This is a genomic window from Nocardia sp. NPDC003345 (assembly GCF_053589395.1).
In genome coordinates, this window is record NZ_JBSFRU010000009.1 from 1 (window position 1) to 19,188 (window position 19,188).

Genomic DNA, 19,188 nt, shown 5'->3' on the forward strand with positions numbered 1-19,188 from the left:
CGACCCGCTGGCGATGATCCGGACCGAGACATCAGTGCGTGAGGTGCCCGTCCGAATTTCCGATCTGCTCGATGGCGCAGGGCTGAGGAAGGCGCTGGAGGGAGTCGACGCGGTATGTCATCTCGCTGGGCTCACTCGCGCCCGCGAGTCGATCGAGCAACCGCTGCAATACTTTCGAGTGAATGTCGGCGGGACCGTCGCGCTGTTGGACGCGATGGCTTCGTCGCAGGTTTCGCGGCTGGTCTTTGCCTCGACAGGGTCGATATACGGATCTCCAGAACTCCAGCCGATGACCGAGAACACCCCGGATGCGCCGCCGCATCCGTATGCGGCCAGCAAAATGGCCGCTGAGATGGCAATTCGAGCGCAGGTGCGCACCGGCTGCCTCTCGGCGACCGTACTTCGACTGATGAACGTTGCGGGTGGAGCGGACGCCGACGACACCCGGCTGATACCTCGGACGATTGCGGCGGCGACCGGAGGCTCGGTGTTGGAGGTCAATGGTGACGGCCGGGCGGTCCGTGATTATCTGCACCTAGAGGATGCTGCGGCGGCGTTCGTGGCCTGCTTCGAGAACATTCCGCCGCTGGGAGAATGTCGGAATTACATCGTCGGTAGCGGCCGCGGAACCAGCATTCTCGAAGTTGTCGCCGCTGTGGAGAAGCGGACCGGACGGCATATCGAAATCTTGCACAAACCGCCGGCACCGGAGCCGCCAGTGCTTATCAGCGACCCGGCCCGGGCCTGGCATGAGCTGTACTGGCGTCCTTTGCGCTCGGATATCGAGACGATCGTGCGCGATACCGGGGCGCCGCAACCGTCATAAGGACGGCGGAGAGCGTCGAAGTCTGTCGGATCCGACTCCGGTGACAAACTGTCACATCGAATCATGATGTACCGCTGCGAGTCTGTGAACATGACTTCTTCACACACGTCTGCGGTTCAGGACTCCCGACAGGATCCCATCGGCGGGGGCCCGCCCCGGCATCGGGTAGCTCGCTCGAGGGTGGCCTCGACGGCCACTGTGCTCCACTATGCCCGAGAAAGCGAGTGCTACGACCCCGGAGTATTGCAGGAGGTGCTCGACGGCCTCCGCTCGCTGGAACCACGCAGTTATCTCACCCACCCTCAGATGGAGATCGATGCTGTTATCGCTCGCTGGCGGGCGTCTCGCGCAGTCCGTTGGCCCGCATGACGTGCGCAAGCACATACGGTGACGTTGCTCCGGCACTTGTGTATCTGCGCACGGATCTGAGCGGGCACGCTCAGAAGCTGGACGAGTGCCGGATGGCGCGGCTGGCGGTTCGGTTCGGGTACGAAGTCTGCGAGGTTCTGCGAGTAGACGAGTCCCGACCGCAACGACTGGTATTCCTCGAGGATCGGATCCAGGCGCAGAGAGCCGAGGCGGTCTTCGTCCCTGCCATTGCTCATCTGGACGGACAGTTGGGGCGGATTGTGGTGCAGGCCGATGTGATCGAGCAGTTCGGCGAGACGTACGCCCGCTGGCCTTCCATCGCTCTTCTGCTGAGTGATGTGGCAGCTGATTGGGGGTACCGTCCGACATGAGCAAGATGACCTCGTATCTGCCCGCTGATCTCGAGGCCCGGCTCCATGCGGAATCGTGGGTGACAGGTATAGGCAGAGCAGAACTCGTTCGCCGCGGAATCACGATGCTGTTGGATGCCTCCGGCCGCTCACGTCGCGGCTCGTCGCTGCCCGTTTTCCGTAGCAGGCGCTCACGAAGTGTCGAGGAAATGCGCGACGATATCTATTGCCAGATCAAGCAGCGGTCGGCCCGACGATCGTCACCCGCTGGTTTCCTGCCGGTACCGCTCCCCCCACGACTCCAATAGCCCCGCGACCGGTCGCAGGCTCGCGCCGAGTTCGGTGAGGTCGTATTCGACCTTCGGTGGGACCTGGGGGTAGACGGTGCGCCGGATCAGGCCGTCGGATTCGAGTTCGCGGAGCTGGCGGGTGAGCATGCGCGGGGTGACGGTGGGCATGGCGCGGCCCAGTTCGCCGAAGCGGAGCGTGCCCTCGAAGAGGTGGTTGACGATGGCCATCTTCCATTTGCCGCCGACCACTTCCATGGCGGCTTCGATCGTGCAGTAGTCCGGCGTCTCGTCGTGCACTCCGACCTCCTCGGTATACAAACCGACACTACAGCACAAAAAAGACAGTACTTGTCGTGATGGTGGGTAGCGCGGATTCTGGATCGGAACCGATTTCGTCGAGTACGAGGAGTTTTCGTGACCAGCCATCCCGTTTTGGCCGCCATCCGGATCGGAAATCTGCGACTGCGTAATCGGGCGGCGGTGGCGCCGATGTCGCGGGTGAGTACCGCGGGGGACGGTGTGCCCACCGCTGCCATGGCCGAGTACTACGCGCGGTTCGCCGCGGGTGGGTTCGCCCTGATCGCTACCGAGGGCACCTATATCGATGAGGAGTTCGGTCAGGCCTATGCGCGCCAGCCCGGGATGGTGACGGCGCGGCAGGTGGAGGGCTGGCGGGCGGTTACCGCGGGGGTGCACGCGGCCGGCGGTGCCATCGCGCTGCAGTTGATGCACGGCGGGGCGCTGGTTCAGGAGAATTCGTTCAGCGATCGGACGATCGGGCCGTCGGCGGTGCTACCCAAGGGCGCCAAGATGTCCGCCTACGGTGGGTCGGGGCCGTTCGCGTTGCCGGCGGCGGCGACGCACGCGGATATCCGGAAGATCGTCGCCGGATTCGGGGCGGCGGCCCGGCGGGCCCGGTCGGCCGGCTTCGACGCGGTCGAGATCCACGGTGCGAACGGCTATCTCATCGACCAGTTCCTGACCGAGTACACCAACCGGCGCGATGACGAATACGGTGGCGATCCCGCCCGGCGCGTCCGTTTCGCGGTCGAGGTGATCCGTGCGGTGCGGGCAGCGGTCGGGTCCGGTTTCCCGGTGGGGCTGCGGCTCTCGCAGACGAAGGTCAACGATTTCGGATACCGGTGGGCCGGGGCCGCCGAAGCGGAGACGATTTTCCGGGCGGTCGCCGCGGCGGGGGCGGACTATCTGCATCTCGCGAGCGAGGGGCGCGATTGGTACGACACGGCGGTCTTGGACACGGGGGAGACGATCACGCGGCTGGCCCGGTCGGTGACCGGGCTGCCGGTGCTCGCGAACGGCGGTATGCACGCTCCCGCTCTCGCGCGCGCGGTCCTCGACGAGGGTCATGCCGACCTGGTGGCGCTGGGGCGGGGTGCGCTCGCGAATCCGGATTGGCCCCGGCTGCTCGAGGTGGGCGCGGTTCCGGCCGAATTCGACCGCGCGATGCTCGATCCCGAGGTGACGCTGGCTCGCCAGTACGCCTGGGAGGGGGAGCGGCACGGCTCCCGGATGCAGGTCGGGTAGTGGGTGGGAGCCGCCGCTGTCGCGGGTGGCGGCCCCCCAACTTTGGGCACAGGAAGCGCCGTTTTCGCGGGTCTGTCCGGGCCGCCCCGCAGGCGGAAAACCGGCCCGGAATAAGCCACTATCCGCTGGTAGACCCGTATTTTAGTATGCCCTAACCACTTTGAGAGGCCACCCAGTGTGGGGTTAGTGTACCCTACCCTAAGTCGGCCCAAACCCCGAGCTCACGAGGGGCGTTGTTTGTCACAGCGCGCTCCTTTTGCTTCATCGCCCTCAGCGGATACGCTCGAGTTCGGATTAGGCTAGGCTAACTTCACTAAAGTTAGTCCGGCCTAAGCCGACGTTGGTTTGATCTGCGAGAGGCGTTCTCATGGTGGCTACTCGTCCCGAGGCGAGTACGGAAATCGATGTCCGGGCGGAGGTCGGTTCGGTACTGGGCATCTCGCCCGAATCTCTCGACCTCGACGACGACCTGGTCGGCCAGGGACTGGACTCGCTGCGCATGATGCGGCTGGCGGGCCAGTGGCGCAAACGCGGACACGACGTCGACTTCGCCCGGCTCACCGCCGCACCCACCATCCGGGCCTGGAACACGCTCGTCGCCGGTAACGGCACGGACGAGCGGGCTACGGAGCGGGCCGGGATGGAGATCTCCGGCAGCGACGCGGTTTTCGATCTCGACACCTCCTTCCCGCTCGCGCCCATGCAGCACGCCTACTGGATCGGCCGGTCGCACAGTCACGCGTTCGGCGGGGTCGCGGCCCATCTCTACATCGAATTCGACGGCCGCGATATCGAACCGGCGCGGTTCCGCGCGGCCGCCGCGGCCCTGCTGGAACGTCATCCGATGCTGCGGGTCCGGGTGCTTCCGGACGGCAACCAGCTGATCGGAGCGGCGCATCCGGGTGCCATCGCCGTGCACGACCTGCGCCGGGACAGCCCCGATAACGCGGCGGCGGACCTGGAGCGGCGGCGGGCGGAGGGTACCCACCGCGCGATGCCGATCGAGGACGGCGCGGTGCTGCGCGCCGAGTTGACGCTGCTGCCCGGCGGCGGCGCCCGGGTGCATCTGGACGTGGACATGATCGCCGCCGACGCCATGAGCTACCGGGTGCTGGTGGACGATCTGGCCCGCCTGTACCGCGGCGAGACACTGCCGGAACTGGGGGTCGCGTTTCCTTCGCTCTCCGCGCGGCGCACCGACCGCGTACCACGCGAAGCGGATATCGCCTGGTGGCGTGAGCGTATCCCGCATCTGCCGGGACCTCCGGAACTGCCGCTGACCGACCGCGCGGCGCGTGGCGAGACCGGACCGGCGACGGTCCGGCTGCACCACGCGATCGACGCGGTCGACCGCAAACGACTCGAGGAGCACGCCCACCAGCGGGGCGTCACACCGGCCGCGGCGGTGGCGGCGGTATTCGCCGAGGCCGTCGGAACCCATGCCGCGGGTCCACGATTCCTGCTGACCGTCCCGCTTTTCGATCGCGACCCGGTGCATCCGGATGTCGAGCGGGTGGTCGGGGATTTCACCTCCTCGCTGATCGTCGATGTCGATCTCTCCGCACCGCAGACGCTGGCCGAACGGGCCGTGAGTATGCGGACCGCCATGCACGAGGCGGCCGCGCACGGCAGCTTCGGCGGTCTGGACGTGCTGCGCGAACTCAGCCGCGAGCGCGGTGAACCCGTGGTGTCGCCGGTGGTGTTCACCAGCGCACTCGGCCTGGGTGAGCTCTTCTCGCCGATCGCGACCGAGGTCCTGGGCGAACCCTCGTGGATCGTCTCGCAGGGACCGCAGGTGCTGTTGGACGCCCAGGTCACCGAGGTATCGGGCGGGTTACTGCTGAACTGGGACGTCCGGGCCTCGGATCTGGAAGCCGGGACCGCGCGGTCCATGTTCGCCTACTACGTGCGGCTGCTGGATCTGCTGATCGCGGGCGAATGGGATGCTCCGGCACCCGATCCGGTGGCCGCCGAGGTCCGCGAGCAGCGCGCGGCGGTCGAACTGCCGCTGCCGGATTCTGGCGTATTCGACGGCACCCTGCACGGCCGGTTCCTCGCCACCGCCGCGCAGCGCGCCGACGCACCCGCGGTGATCGGCGTCGACCGCACCTGGACGCACGGTGAACTCGCCGGCGAGGCCCGTCGGATCGCGGGTGCGCTACTGGCCGCGGACGTCCGGCCCGGCGATACCGTGATCATCGACCTGCCCAAGAGCGGCGACCAGATCGCAGCGGCGCTCGGAGTGCTGACCGCCGGTGCGGCCTATGTACCGGTGGCCCCGACCCAGCCGCGGGCCCGGCGCGAACGCATCGTCTCGGTGGCCGCACCGGCCGCGATCCTGACCGATCGCGCCGGGGCCTGGGCGAATTCGCCGGCGCCGGTGCTGGATATCGCCGCCGCCCGCACCGCGGACCCGGCCGAGCCGGTCGCCGTGGGCGCCGACGCGCTCGCCTACGTCCTGTTCACCTCCGGCTCCACGGGGCTGCCCAAGGGCGTCGAGGTGCCGCATCGGGCCGCGGTCGCCACCATCACCGATCTGGTGGACCGGTACGCACTGGGCGCGAACGACCGCAGCCTGCAGGTCTCCTCACTGGAATTCGATCTGTCGGTATTCGATATCTTCGGCCTGCTCGCCGTCGGCGGGGCCGTGGTGGTCCCGGGGGACGACGAGAGCACCCGCGTCGACACCTGGGCGCGGATGCTGCGCGCGGAATCGGTGAGCGTGCTCAACTGTGTGCCCTCGATCCTCGGCATGATCCTCGATATCGCGCCGCTGCCGCCCTCTCTGCGGGTGGTGATCATGGGCGGCGACAAGGTGGATGTCTCCCTGCTGCACCGGGTCGGCGCGCAGCTGCCGGACTGCCGGGTGGCCGGGCTGGGCGGAACCACCGAAACGGCGATCCACTCGACGGTCTGCGAGGCGCCCGAGGTCCCGCCGGGTGCGACGTTCGTGCCCTACGGGGTGCCGCTGCGCGGGGTGCGCTGCCGGGTGGTCGACGCGATCGGCCGTGACCGGCCCGACCTCGTGCCGGGCGAATTGTGGATCGGCGGAGCGGGTGTGGCCGACGGCTACCGCGCCGATCCGGAACGCACCGCCGACCGGTTCGTCACGCGGGACGGCGTGCGCTGGTATCGCACCGGCGATATGGTGCGCTATCTGCCCGGTGGATTCCTCGACTTCCTGGGCCGGGCCGATCATCTGGTGAAGGTCCGCGGATACCGGGTCGAACTGGGTGAGGTGGAGGCCGGGCTGCTCGGGCTCGCGGCCGTCACCGCGGCGGTGGCGTGGTCGGATGGGCGCGATCTGCGGTCCGCGGTCATCGCCACCGGGTCCGCGACCGGGGAACAACTCCGGGCCGCCCTGGCCGATGTGCTGCCGCCGCATATGATTCCGCGGTCGGTGACCGTGCTGGCCGAACTGCCGCTGACCTCGAACGGCAAATACGACCGCAAGAAGGTGGCCGAACTCGTCGCCCCGGACGCGCGATCGGAATCCGTAGCGCCGCGCACCGGCCTGGAAACGGCGCTGGTCACGATCCTGGGCGAGATCCTGGCCACCCGGCCGCTGGGTGTCACCGACGATTTCATCGCCCTCGGCGGTGATTCCGTGCTCGCCACGGCGTTCGTGGCGCAGGTCCGGCAGTGGCTGGACGCGCCGCGGCTGACGGTCGCCGATATCTTCCTGCGCCGCACCCTCGCCGGACTGGCCGATCGGCTGGTCGAACTGGAGGGGGAGCGGATGGACCGGGTGGCCGCGACCTTCCTCGAAGTGATCGAACTGACCGACGAGCAGGTCGAAGCCGAGATCGGCGGTCCCGCGGAAACGGCGGAGACGGCGGTCGGCTACCGCTTGAGCTCGGAGCGGATGGATATCGCCCGCGACGCCGCGACCGTGCACGAATGGCTCACCCACCCCAAGGCCAAGTACTGGGACATGCTGGAGAGCACCCGCGCCGAGGTGGAGCAGATGATCCGCGACGCCGCGGCCGGGCCCGGACCGCAGTACGGGATGCGGATGGGTTACCTCGACGGGGTGCCGCAATTCCTGTTCGAGCTGTACAACCCGCAGGTCGGCGATCTGGCCGATCCGCGGACCGGATATGTGTACCGGCCCGGCGATATCGGGATGCATCTGCTGGTCGCCAGTAGTGAGCGGCGGATCCCGGGATTCACCGGCACGGTGATGCTGCACATCATGCGCACCGCCTTCTTCGAGGCCGGTGCGCAGCGGGTGGTGGTGGAGCCGGATATCCGGAATCTGGAGGTCCAGCGGCTCAACGCCGCGGTGGGTTTCGTGGTGGAGGGCGACCATCCCGTGGCGGGTAAGACCGCCAGGCTGAGCTACTGCACGCGGGAGGACTTCATCCGTCTCACCGGTAACGGCCGCCGGCTGGCCGCCGTCGACCAGCTCGTGGCGGGCTGAGGGGTGTCGATCGTGAACAGCACGGATATGTCCGCGCAACCCCGGTCCTACCGGCAGGTCTATCGCACCCGGATGGCGAAGAAGGTACTCGCGGAGTTCTGCCACGAGCGGTTCGTGCGGCCGGTGGAGATCGTGCCGGGTGAGTACACGGTGTTCTCCGACGACGGCAGCGTCGAATACCGGTTCCGGGCCGAATTGCTCGCGCTGGACAGCTGGAATATCGACGAATCCAGTCTCCGGCGCATTCGTGACGGCGCCGACCTGCCGGTCGACCCCGTCGCCCTGATCGTGGATCTGAGCAGCGCCCTGGGTATCTCCGAGGAGGCGCTGCCGGAATACCTCGAGGAGTTCGTCAACACCCTGTCCATCGGCACCGAGCGACCCGATTCCCGCCGGATCCCGGCCGCGGAGCTGGCGGTGGCCGATTTCCAGACGATCGAGAAGACGATGACCGAGGGGCATCCCTGCATCGTGGCCAATGCGGGCCGGCTGGGATTCAGCGCCGGCGACGTCGAGCGCTACGCTCCGGAATCGGGACAGTGTTTCCCGCTGACCTGGGTGGCAGTCGTCCGGCGCAACTGCGACTTCGCCGCGATATCCGGTATCGGCTACGACGGGCTGATCCGCGACGAATTGGGCGCCGAGACGCTGACCCGGTTCGACGGCGTGCTCACCGGCCTCGGCCTGGACCCGGCCGCTTACTACTACATGCCGGTCCATCCCTGGCAGTGGTCGGAGAAGATCGCGCGGATCTACGCGATCGATATCGCCGAGCGCGAGATCGTGCACCTCGGCGAGGCGCCCGATCTGTACCAGCCGCAGCAGTCGATCCGGACCCTGTTCGATATCACCGAGCCGCGGCGCCACTACGTGAAAATGGCACTTTCCATAGTCAATATGGGTTTCACGCGCGGTATGTCGGCCGACTACATGCGCACCACCCCGTTGATCAACGACTGGGTGCGCAGCCGGGTCGGCGGTGACGAGTACCTGGAATCGATCGGTTTCGAGATGCTCTACGAGGTCGCGGCCATCGGTTACCGCAACACCACACTCGCCGGGATCACCCGTCCCGGCTCGGAATACCGCAAACTGCTGTCCGCGCTGTGGCGGGAGAGCCCGGTGCGGCTGGTGCGGGAACACGAACAGCTGACCACCATGGCCGCGCTGCTACATCTCGACCATCACGGAGAGCCGCTGGTGGCGGCCATCATCGGCCGGTCGGGTATCGAGCCCCGGGATTGGCTGCGCCATTATCTGCGCGCCTATCTGCATCCGATCATCTATCTGCTCTACCGGTACGAATTCAAATTCTCCCCGCACGGTGAGAATCTCATCCTCGTCCTCGACGGCGGCGTGCCGGTGCGGGCGATCCTCAAGGACATCGGCGAAGAGGTCTCCATATTCGGTGACGCGGAAGGTATTCCGGACTCCTGCCGCCGGGCGGTGACCGATGAGGCCGACGAGATCCGCAATATGGGGGTGCTGTCGGATGTCTTCGACGATTATCTGCGCCATCTCGCGGCGATCCTGCATACGAGCGGACTCGTGGACGACGGATCGTTCTGGGCCACGGTCGCCGAAAGCGTCGTCGACTTCCAGCGGCGGCATCCGGCGCTGGCCGAGAAGTTCGCTCGCTGGGATCTGTTCGCCCCGACCTTCCAGGCGATCCATATGAACCGCCTGCAGCTGTCGAACAACCGGCGCATGGTCAATCTGGGCGATTCGTATTCGACACTCGTCGACGCCGAGCACGAACTCGTGAATCCCATCGCCGCCTACCGTCCGGCCGCGGCCCGGACCCCGGAAATGGAGGTGGCGGCGTCGTGACCGCGGATATGGAGATCATCCGGGACGCCTGGGGTATCCCGCATATCACGGCGGCCTCGGCCGAGGGCGCGCTCTTCGGCCAGGGCTACGCGTGTGGAACCGACCGGGCCTGGCAGATCGAATTCCTGCGGCTGCGGGCCGAGGGGCGCACCGCCGAGGTCTTCGGGGCCGACAGTGTGGGCTGGGACGAGTTCGCCCGGCGGTCGCAGATGGATCGTGCCGCCCGGCGTATCTACGAGGCGTCCTCCGAGCGCACCCGCGGCCTGCTGCGGTCCTATACCGCCGGGATCAACCGGTCGCTGGATACCGCGCAAGCGCCCGAACTCACCGAATTCGAGCACCGGCCCGCGCCCTGGCAGCCGTGGACGCCGATCGCGGTCTTCATCGTGCACCACATCCTGTTCGGCCGTTTCACCACCAAACTCTGGCGGTTGCACGCGTGCCGGGCGCTGGGAGTGGCCGCGCTACCGCTGTTCGACTGCGAAGGGGCCGACCATCCGGGTACTGCCGTTCCCGATCTGCCGGATGAGGCCTTCGTGACCGAGTTGCTCGACCATTTCGGCGCCGGCGCCGCCCGGGACGAAGATCTGTGGAGTTCGTCCTTCGGTGACGCGATCTCGGGCAGCAACGCCTGGGGTGTGGCCGCCGACCGGACCGCCACCGGGGCCCCGATGATCGCCGGCGATCCGCACCGGTTCCTGGAGCTGCCCGGCATCTACCAGCAGTTCCAGCTCGCGGCACCGGAATTCGACATCGTCGGATTCGCGTTCGCGGGTGTGCCGGGGTTACCGCATTTCGCGCACGCGGGCACGGTGGCCTGGGGCATCACCAACGCCATGGGCGACTATCAGGATCTCTACCTGGAACGGCTCGAACGGTCCGACGGCCGGGTGCGGTTCGATACGGCGGCGGGCCCGCGCGAGGCCGATACCCGGACCGAGCGGATCACGGTCCGCGACGGCGATCCGGTGGAAGTCGAGATCATCACCACCGCCAACGGATCGGTGATCTTCGGCGGGCCCGAGGCGCCGTTCGCGCTGAGCCTGCGCAGTCCGCTGCTCGACGACCCCGGCACCACCTTCGACGCCGCGCTGGACACCCTGTTCGCCACATCGGTGGCCGAGGTCGAAGCGGCGTTGCGCGCATGGGTGGAACCGGTCAACCGGATCGTCATCGCCGATACCACGGGCCGGCTGACCCACCATGTCGCCGGGCTGGTGCCGGTTCGGGCCGCGGAGAACTACTGGCTGCCGGTGCCCGGCTGGGACGAGCGGTACCGCTGGCAGGGCTATGCCACCGCCTCGGTCGCCGATACCGAGTTCGCGGCGGAGGTGGACGGGTTCTCGGTGATCGCCAATCAGCGGATCCCGGAATCGGCGCCGCTGCAACCGCTCACCACCGAATGCGTGCCCCCACACCGCGCCGACCGGATCGGCTCGCTGCTCGCGGAGAACAAATCGGTCTCGGCCGCCGACTGCGCCCGTATCCACGGCGATTCCGAGAACGAGGCCGCCGTCCTGATCCAGGACCTGCTCCGGCCGCTGACCGGCCTGAGCCCGCGCGCCGAAGAGATTCGCGGCCGCATCCTGGCCTGGGACCGCGGCATGCGCGAGGACAGCGCCGACGCCTATCTGTTCGCCGAAACCCGCGCCCAGCTGGTCCTCGGACTGTCCGGGCACGAGGCACTGGCCGGGCTCACCGCCGCGCATCCGTTCCCCCGGATCCTCGATCCCTGGTTCGTGGTGCCCACCCGTATCGCGGCGGCACTGGAGGCCGTGGTCCACCGGGCGCCCGCGCTGGGCGTGGATATCGCGCGGCTCACCGCGACGGCCGTCGAGGCGGTGGCCGAGCGGGTCGAATCGCTGCCCGCCGTGCCGACCTGGGGCAGCGTCCACGTGCTGGCACCGATCCACGGCATGGATCTGGTCGGCGCGACCCCGAAGCATCCCGAACTGTCCCGGCGGGTCCGGCCCCGGCCGCAACCGCTGGGCGGAGACGCCGAATGCGTTTTCGCCAACGGCAGCGCGGTCGGGTTCTCGCACGCCTGCAGTGTGGGTTCGGCGGCGCGTTATGTCTGGGATCTCGCCGACCGCGACGCCGGCCGCTGGATCGTGCCGCTGGGCGTCGCCGGCGATCCGGGTTCACCGAACTTCGAAGACCAGGCGCCGCTGTGGGCGCGCGGCGACATGATCGACATCGTCGGCGACTGGACGCGACTGCGGCGGACCGCGCGTGCGCGCGAGGAATTCACGAACAGCTCGATGCTGGGAGAAGCATGAACCTGTTGACCGATACGCGACTGGAACTGATGAGACGCCGGCTGGCCGGCACCCACGCCGGCACCGCGACCGTCGCCGAGACGCCGCGGGCGGCCGCCGGGCAGCTGGGCATCGCGGAACGCCGGATGTGGAAGATCTACGACCTGGATCCGGAGTCGGTATCGCACAACATCGGGCTCGTCCTGGATTTCGACGGATACGACCTCGACGAGGTCGTGGCCGCCTTCGAACTGATGGTGCGCGAGGCCGAGGTGCTCGGCTCGGTGGTCGTCGTCGAGGACGGTGCGCCACGCCGGACGCCGGTATCCCGGAACGGACACTGGGCGATACCCGGCGCGGTATGGGAATGGGGCGCGCTGCCCGCGACCCTGCCGCCCGCCGGGCCGGACGCGAGCCGGGCCGATATCCTGGCCGCCGCGTCGGCCCTGTCGGCCGCGCCTTTCGACCTGACCCGCGAACCGCCGCTGCGCGGGCGCGTCTACGCGGGAGCGGGTTCCCGCGTGACAGTGGTCCTGGTGGTGCACCACCTGGCCGTGGACGACACATCCTGGGCGCTGCTGCTGGGGACCCTGGTCTCCGGAAGCCGGCCCGGATCCGGCGCCGGTGAGCGCGCCGGCGCGGTGACCACCGTGGACCAGGCGTCGGTCGACGCGGCGGTCCGGCACGCCCTGCAGACCTGGGCGGCCGACGATGTGCGCTATCCGCTGTCCGGATCACTGCCCGAGATCGGTGCCGCGCAGAGCTGGCTCGCGCCGCTGAGTGATCGCGACGGGGTCAAATTCGCCGACCCGGTCGATCCGGCGCACCTCGACGCGCTGGGCGAGGTCTCCCGGGAGGTGGGCGCGACCTCCAACGCCTTGCTCATCGCGGTCTGCGCGCTGAGTGTCTACGCGCTCACCGACGCCGCGGATCATGTCCTGCTGGTGCCGTCGGACAACCGCCGCCCGGGTGAGGACCCGAGCCGGGTGGGTTACTGCGGGAATATCGTCCCGATGCGGTTCTCCTTCGATCCGCTGGCGAGCGTGCGGGAGTCGCTGCGGACCGCGGTGGCCGCGGTCTACCGGGCGATGGATTTCGCCACGGTCGACTACGGCACGGTGCTCACCGCGCTGCGGGCGGCCGGCGGCCGGTTCCCGGTGGCCGAGATCATGGCGTCGGTGCGCAACGCGCCGCTGCGCGGTATTCCGGTGCCCGCGCACAAGAAAGTCTCCTGCGAATCGGTGTTCAACGGGATCGGCAATTACCCGATCACCTTCGCCTTCGAAATAGCCCCGGACAATCGAGTTCATCTGGAGGTCGATTATCAACCCGATATCGTCGACAGCGCCTTCGCGCGCCGCGCCTCGGCGGTGACGACCGCGCTGGTAGGTCGCGTACCGCGGGCTCTGGACAGTACCGTGCGCGAACTCGTGCACGCGGTGCGCGAAACGGAGACCGCCCACCAGTTCTCTTGATCCGCCGGCCTCGCCGGCCCTCCTCGATTCCGACGACCGCGCCGCGGTGGCCTCCACCGAGTCCGGCGCGCATCCGCGAAGGTCGTTCGATTCCGCCGACGGCGCAGTTCGACGGAATCACCCGAAACACATCGTTATCCGTGTCTTGAAGTAATGGGGCTTTCCGTGTCACAAGAATTCGTATCCCCCTGGCAGCGGACCTCCCGGTTCGCCGAACCCGGCGCCGGCTGGTCCGAGGTCGGCGGCGGGCTGGCGCAGGTCGCCGCGGCGGTGGCCGATGCCCACCATCACGCCCCGCTGCCCTCCGGAGCGCCCGAGGAGGTGCTCGCCGCCGTGGCGGGATCGCTCGGCCCGGAACGTATCCCGGACCTCGGGGTCGGCGAGGCCGCCGCGCTCGCGCGGTTGGCGGAGCTGGTCGCCCGCTACGGGCTGGACCTCACCCATAAACTGACCGCCGCTCATCTCCAGCCACCGCCGCTGACGGTGGCCGTGGTGGCCGACGCGCTGGCCTCCGCCACCAATGCCTCCCTGGACACCTACGATTCCGGTCCCGCGACCCTGGCCATCGAGCAGTGGACGATCAACGCGCTGGCGCGACTGGCCGGGTTCACCGAAACCGCCGGGGGCGTGTTCGGGCCGGGCGGGTCGTATTCGAACCTGCTGGCCCTGCTGATCGCCCGTGACTACGGGGCCGCGCGGCTCGGTATCGATATCCGCCACAACGGGACCAGCGCGCTGCCGCGACCCGTGGTGCTGTGCTCCCAGATCGCGCACTTCTCCATCCACCGGGCCTGCGCGACCCTGGGGCTGGGCGAGGCCGCGGTGATCGGGGTACCGGTGGATGCCGAGCACCGGATGATCCCGGAAGCTCTCGAGGCGGCACTGGCCGAACTCAGCCGCACCCATACGCCGATGGCGATCGTGGCGACCGCGGGCACCACGGACTTCGGTTCCATCGACCCGCTCCCGCGGCTCGCCGATATCGCCGCGCGCTACGGCGTCTGGCTGCATGTGGACGCCGCGTACGGATTCGGCTCCCTGTTCTCCGCGAAGCTGTCCGGCCTGCTGGCCGGTATCGAGCGCGCCGATTCGGTCACCCTCGACCTGCACAAGGTCGGCTGGCAGCCGGCCGCCGCCAGCGTGCTGCTGCTCGCCGACCAGCAGCGATTCGCCTCGCTCAATCGTTCGGTGGCGTACCTCAACCCGGACGACGATGTCGAGGCCGGTTACGGCGGCCTGCTCGGGCAGACCTTGCAGACGACCCGCCGTCCCGATGTCCTCAAGGTCGCGGCCACCTTCCTCGCCTACGGCCGCAGCGGTCTCGGCGACATGCTGGACGCCTGCCACGACCTGGCCCGCTACGCCGAAGGCCGGATCGCGGCCGAACCGCAGCTGGAACTGGTCGCGCCGGTGACGCTGACCACGGTGGTGTTCCGGTACCGGTGTGAGGATCTGGATCTGGACCAGGTCAACGGCGAACTACGCCGTCGCCTGCTCAGCAACGGCAAGGCGCTGATCGGGCGCACCCAGGTGCGGGTGCACGGCGAGGGCGAGCCCCGGACCTGCCTGAAACTGACACTGCTGAACCCGGAAGCCGCCGGCACCGATATCGACGCGTTGTTCGACGAGCTGCTGCGGGTCGGTCTGGAAGTGGAGTCCGAGGGTCTGCGCAGCGACCACGACGAGATGGTGCGAGTTCATGAGTGATGTCGAATCGGTAGGAATTCTCGCCATCGGCTGCGGGCCGTTCAATCTCGGTCTGGCCGCCATGGCCTCGACCCTCGACGACGCCGATGTCCTGGTGGTGGATTCGGTGCCGGAGTTCCACTGGCATCCGGGGCTGATGTTCGAGGAAGCGAAACTGCAGGTCAGCTTCCTCTCGGACCTGGTGTCGCTGGTGGATCCGACCCATCCGCTGTCGTTCCTGGCGTATCTGGCCGATGTGGACCGGCTCTACCCGTTCCTGGTGCGCGAGGAGTTCTTCCCCACCCGGCGCGAATACGAGGCCTACCTGCTGTGGGTGGTGCGGCGGCTGTCCTCGCTGCGGTTCGGCACCACGGTCGAGGCCGTGCGCTGGAACGATGCCGACGAGCGGTTCGAGGTTTCGGTGCGTGGTTCCGACGGCGCGGCGTCGACCATCCACGCCGGACACGTGGTGATGGGTATCGGCACCGAACCCGCGATCCCCGCCGAGCTGGCCACCGATTCCCCGGCCCTGGTCCACAGTTCGGACTACCTCTTCCACCAGGACGCCGCGCACGCGGCGAGCGCGGTGACGGTGATCGGGTCGGGCCAGTCAGGTGCGGAGATCGTTATCGATCTGCTGGAGGAGAACCTGCGCGGCGGCCCGGCGGTGAACTGGTGGACGCGGACCCCGTGGTTCGCACCGCTGGACTTCACCAAGCTGTCGCTGGAGATGACCACGCCCGCCTATATGGATTATTTCCACAGCCTTCCCGAGGACACTCGTGATCGGGTGCGGGCGGGACACTGGCAGTTCCACAAGGGCATCTCCGCGGAGACCCTGGACCGCCTGCACGATCTGCTCTACCGCCGCCAGCTGAAGGAGAAAACGCAACCGGTGCAGTTGCGCAACGGTGTCGCGGTCGAGGGCGTGGACACCCTCTCCGACGGGCGGCTGCGCCTGCGGGGCCGCCATCTGGATACCGGCTCGCTGCTCTCGCACACCGCGGACATGGTCATCGCCGCCACCGGCTACCGCTACCGCGAGCACCCGTTCCTGGCCCCGCTCGAAGACCGGCTGCGCCACGACACCCGGGGCCGGCTGGTGATCGAATCCGATCATGCGGTGGCCGCCGACGACGCGCTGCGCGGGCGGCTCTTCGTCGCCAACGCCGAGGCACACAGCCACGGCGTCTCCGCGCCGAACCTGGATATCGGGGCCGTGCGCAACGCCAAGATCCTCAACACGGTGCTCGGGCGCGAGGCCTATCGCCTGCCGCGCCACACCGCGTTCACCAGTTTCGGGGTGACCGATGACGACATCGTCGAATAGGTCCCCCGCCCGGCTCCGGACCGCCCTGTCCGGCAGCCGTCACCCGATCACTGTTCCAACGTCTCCGAGGAGTTCCTGATGTCCGACCATATCCGTGAGGTGCTGGACAGCATCCTGGAAGAAGATCTCGACCTCGCCATCACCGATGTGGCCCGGACCTCGCTGCTGGTCGAGGATCTCGGCCTCGATTCGGTCGGCTTCGCCATCGGCGTCGTCGCCATCGAGGAGCGGCTCGGGGTGCAGCTGAGCGAACGGGAGATGTCGGAGGCGGCCTCGGTCGGCGATCTGGAAGATCTCATCCGCTCGAAGGTCGGAGCGTAGTCCGGTGACGGCCGAATCCTTCGAAGAACTCCTCGCCCGCGCCTTCGACGACCGGGTCGTCGCCTGGACCGAACAGGCCGAGCGGACGGAGAAATTCCCCCGGCCCCTGCTGGAACACCTCGGCGAGATGGGCGTTTTCGCGCGCAAATGGGAGGGCCGCAAGGTCGCCGACCTCGGTGACCATTTCGCCCTCGCGCACCGGCTCGGGGTGCTGCAGTCGGCGGGTATCGGTGTCGGGGTGAGCCTGCACGATTCGGCCATCGCCATCCTGCGCCGGTTCGGCCGCAACGATTTCCTGCGCGATCTCGCCGAGCGGGCCGTCACCACCGAGGCAGTGCTGTGTATCGGCGCCTCGGAGGAGTCGGGCGGTTCGGATCTGCAGAACGCCCGCACCCGGATCGAGCCCGAGGACGGCGGCTACCGGGTCACCGGGCACAAGAAATTCGTTTCGCTCTCACCGGTCGCGGATTACATGTTCGTGGTCGGGCGCAGCGCCGGCGACGCCCCGGCCGGTGAGCAGGGCAATGTCGCGCTCGTCGCGGTGCCCATGTCGCAGGTGTCGATCGGTAAACCCTACGAGAAGCTCGGTGCCGGTCCGCTGGACACCGCGCCGGTCACGCTGGACACCTGGGTCCCGGCAGAGGCGCTGATCGCCCGCCCCGGCACCGGTCTGGCGGTGATCAGCTGGGGTCTGGCCCACGAACGCTATTCGGTGGCGGGGCAGATCGCCGCCGCCTGCGAGGTGATGCTCGGCGTCACCCTGGCTCGCATGATGGACCGCAGCCAGTTCGGGAAACGGCTCTACGACCATCAGGCGCTGCGGCTGCGGGTCGCCGATCTGCAGGCCCGCGTCGACCTGCTGCGCTACGCGCTCACCGGAGTCGCCGCCGAGGGCAAGGTGAATCTGCGCACCGCCGCCGCGTTGAAGGCTTCCGCCGCCAATCTCGGTGAAGAGGTGGCCTCGGAATGCCTGCACATCTTCGGCGGGATCGGCTACCTCGAATCGGAGACCCCGATCGGGCGCTGGTGGCGGGATATGAAACTGGCCCGGGTCGGTGGCGGCACCGACGAAGTGCTGTGGGAGCTGGTGGCGGCCGCGATGAAACCCGACCACGAGGGCTACCAGAAGATGCTCGAGAAACAGGTGGATCAGATATGAACAGCGGCGCCGTGACCGGATCGGCAGCCACCGAGCTGGCGCCCCCGGACCTCACCTACCTGCATTTGGATACCAAGACCTCGCCGATGCACTGGGCGATGGTCATGGAACTCGCACCCGACGGCCCGGCGCTGACCGAGGAGACCGTGCGGGAGCGGGTACGCGAGCGGACCGGCCTCTTCGATATCTTCCGGCTGGGAGTCGAGAACGGCCGCTGGCGCAAACCCCGCGTGGTGCTGGCCGAACAGGTGGACGTGGACCGGCAGGTCGCGCACGCCGAATACGCCGATCCGGCCGATCTGTTCCGGCAGATCGCGGCCCTGCACGAAACGGCACTGGTCCGCCCGGCGCCGTTCTGGCATATCACGCTGTTCACACCCACCGGCGCGGGTAACCAGTACATCGTGCTGCGGGTGCATCACAGCCTGTCCGACGGTATCGCCGGTGCCGCGTTCGCCGCGCTGCTCGCCGACGGAACCCCCGAGGACCTCACCGAATTCGAGCGTTTCGCGACCGGCCCCCGCTACCGCATTCCCGGGATCGAACCCGAGGTGCTGAAGGAATCGAAGGCCGCGTTCGACGAGCAGTTCGCCGCCGCCCGCACCGGCCGCGGCTGGCCGGCACTGACCCGCAGCGGCCGCCGGGAGGTCGCGCTGCACAGTGTGTCCACCCGTGATCTGCGCCGGACCGCGAAGAAGCACGGTGCCACCGTGCACGAATTCCTGCTCGCCACCATCGGCGCCACCCTGAGCGCCGCGGCGCCCGCCACCGGAAAACCCCAAGCGGAGGTGCTGCGGGTGACGTTGCCGGTGACCCACGATACGGCGTTCCGGCACACCGGGAACGCGGTGCTGGTATCGCTGCTGAACCTGCCGGGTAATACGCCCGATCTGGCCGCCCAGATCGACCGGGCCCGTGCCGAATTGGCGGTAATCGAACAGCGGCGTCCCGAACTCGCTCTCGCGGCCACCGATAACGCGCCGAAGATCCCGTGGCCGCTGCATCGCGCGATCGCCAACGCGTCGATGTCGCGGATGAGCCCCGATATCCACATCGGCATCAATCCGGGATTCTCCCGGATCCGTTCCGTACTCGGCAAAGCGATCACCGGACTGACGCCGATCTCACCGCTGGTGGGTTATTCGTTCTCGGTGACCTCGCTGATCCTGGGGAACAAGACCACGTTCGGCGTCGTCACCGATCCGGCCGCACTGCCGGCCGGATACGCCGCGACCTTCGTCGAACAGTTCGACCGCGTGCTGACCGAGGCATCGGCGCCGTAATGAGCCGCCGGGCCGGCCCGGTAGGAAGCGAAGTGAACATTCC

General features: G+C 68.2%; 13 protein-coding genes. 12 read left to right on the forward strand and 1 reads right to left on the reverse strand.

The genetic code is table 11. The annotated features are described in order from the left end of the window. Both ACWDU1_RS02205 and ACWDU1_RS02210 read left to right on the forward strand, forming a co-directional pair. The coding region (locus tag ACWDU1_RS02205; protein ID WP_449995147.1) for an NAD-dependent epimerase/dehydratase family protein at positions 1-826 on the forward strand (826 nt) is incomplete at its 5' end. A gap of 407 nt (positions 827-1,233) precedes the next feature. Further along, positions 1,234-1,566, forward strand: a complete 333-nt coding sequence (locus ACWDU1_RS02210; RefSeq protein ID WP_449995149.1) for a hypothetical protein — start codon at positions 1,234-1,236, stop codon at positions 1,564-1,566. A gap of 239 nt (positions 1,567-1,805) precedes the next feature. Here the strand turns inward: ACWDU1_RS02210 and ACWDU1_RS02215 are convergent, their stop codons facing one another. Continuing rightward, entirely contained in the window at positions 1,806-2,132 is a 327-nt protein-coding gene (locus ACWDU1_RS02215; RefSeq protein WP_449995151.1) for a winged helix-turn-helix transcriptional regulator, read from the reverse strand. A 117-nt stretch (positions 2,133-2,249) separates the two neighbouring features. On the opposite strand from ACWDU1_RS02215, the gene ACWDU1_RS02220 reads away from it, so the two are divergent. The 10 genes from ACWDU1_RS02220 to ACWDU1_RS02265 all read left to right on the forward strand — a co-directional run bounded on the left by ACWDU1_RS02220 (position 2,250) and on the right by ACWDU1_RS02265 (position 19,145). Then, positions 2,250-3,380 carry an NADH:flavin oxidoreductase gene (locus ACWDU1_RS02220; protein ID WP_449995152.1) on the forward strand — a complete coding sequence of 377 codons (1,131 nt, stop codon included), beginning with the start codon at positions 2,250-2,252 and terminating at the stop codon, positions 3,378-3,380. A gap of 367 nt (positions 3,381-3,747) precedes the next feature. Next, positions 3,748-7,803 (forward strand): non-ribosomal peptide synthetase, encoded by a 4,056-nt coding sequence (locus ACWDU1_RS02225; protein WP_449995154.1) that lies wholly within the window; start codon positions 3,748-3,750, stop codon positions 7,801-7,803. A 27-nt stretch (positions 7,804-7,830) separates the two neighbouring features. Beyond that, positions 7,831-9,633, forward strand: a complete 1,803-nt coding sequence (locus tag ACWDU1_RS02230; RefSeq protein ID WP_449995204.1) for an IucA/IucC family protein — start codon at positions 7,831-7,833, stop codon at positions 9,631-9,633. Continuing rightward, positions 9,630-11,912 (forward strand): penicillin acylase family protein, encoded by a 2,283-nt coding sequence (locus ACWDU1_RS02235; protein ID WP_449995156.1) that lies wholly within the window; start codon positions 9,630-9,632, stop codon positions 11,910-11,912. Before ACWDU1_RS02230 ends, ACWDU1_RS02235 begins: the two co-directional genes overlap by 4 nt. After that, positions 11,909-13,366, forward strand: coding sequence for a peptide synthetase (locus ACWDU1_RS02240; RefSeq protein WP_449995158.1), 1,458 nt, complete (start codon positions 11,909-11,911; stop codon positions 13,364-13,366). The genes ACWDU1_RS02235 and ACWDU1_RS02240 overlap by 4 nt, the downstream gene beginning before the upstream one ends. 153 nt (positions 13,367-13,519) lie before the next feature. Beyond that, the gene (locus tag ACWDU1_RS02245; protein ID WP_449995159.1) at positions 13,520-15,073 is read left to right on the forward strand and encodes a pyridoxal phosphate-dependent decarboxylase family protein; all 1,554 of its coding nucleotides are present in this window, start codon (positions 13,520-13,522) and stop codon (positions 15,071-15,073) included. Beyond that, positions 15,066-16,382 (forward strand): lysine N(6)-hydroxylase/L-ornithine N(5)-oxygenase family protein, encoded by a 1,317-nt coding sequence (locus ACWDU1_RS02250; protein ID WP_449995161.1) that lies wholly within the window; start codon positions 15,066-15,068, stop codon positions 16,380-16,382. Before ACWDU1_RS02245 ends, ACWDU1_RS02250 begins: the two co-directional genes overlap by 8 nt. 78 nt (positions 16,383-16,460) lie before the next feature. After that, complete coding sequence (locus ACWDU1_RS02255) at positions 16,461-16,703, forward strand: acyl carrier protein (RefSeq protein ID WP_449995163.1); 243 nt, start codon at positions 16,461-16,463, stop codon at positions 16,701-16,703. A 4-nt stretch (positions 16,704-16,707) separates the two neighbouring features. Continuing rightward, entirely contained in the window at positions 16,708-17,862 is a 1,155-nt protein-coding gene (locus ACWDU1_RS02260) for an acyl-CoA dehydrogenase family protein (protein ID WP_449995165.1), read from the forward strand. Further along, on the forward strand, positions 17,859-19,145 hold the full coding sequence (locus tag ACWDU1_RS02265; RefSeq protein WP_449995167.1) for a wax ester/triacylglycerol synthase domain-containing protein: 1,287 nt from the start codon (positions 17,859-17,861) through the stop codon (positions 19,143-19,145). Before ACWDU1_RS02260 ends, ACWDU1_RS02265 begins: the two co-directional genes overlap by 4 nt. Positions 19,146-19,188 lie beyond the last annotated feature (43 nt).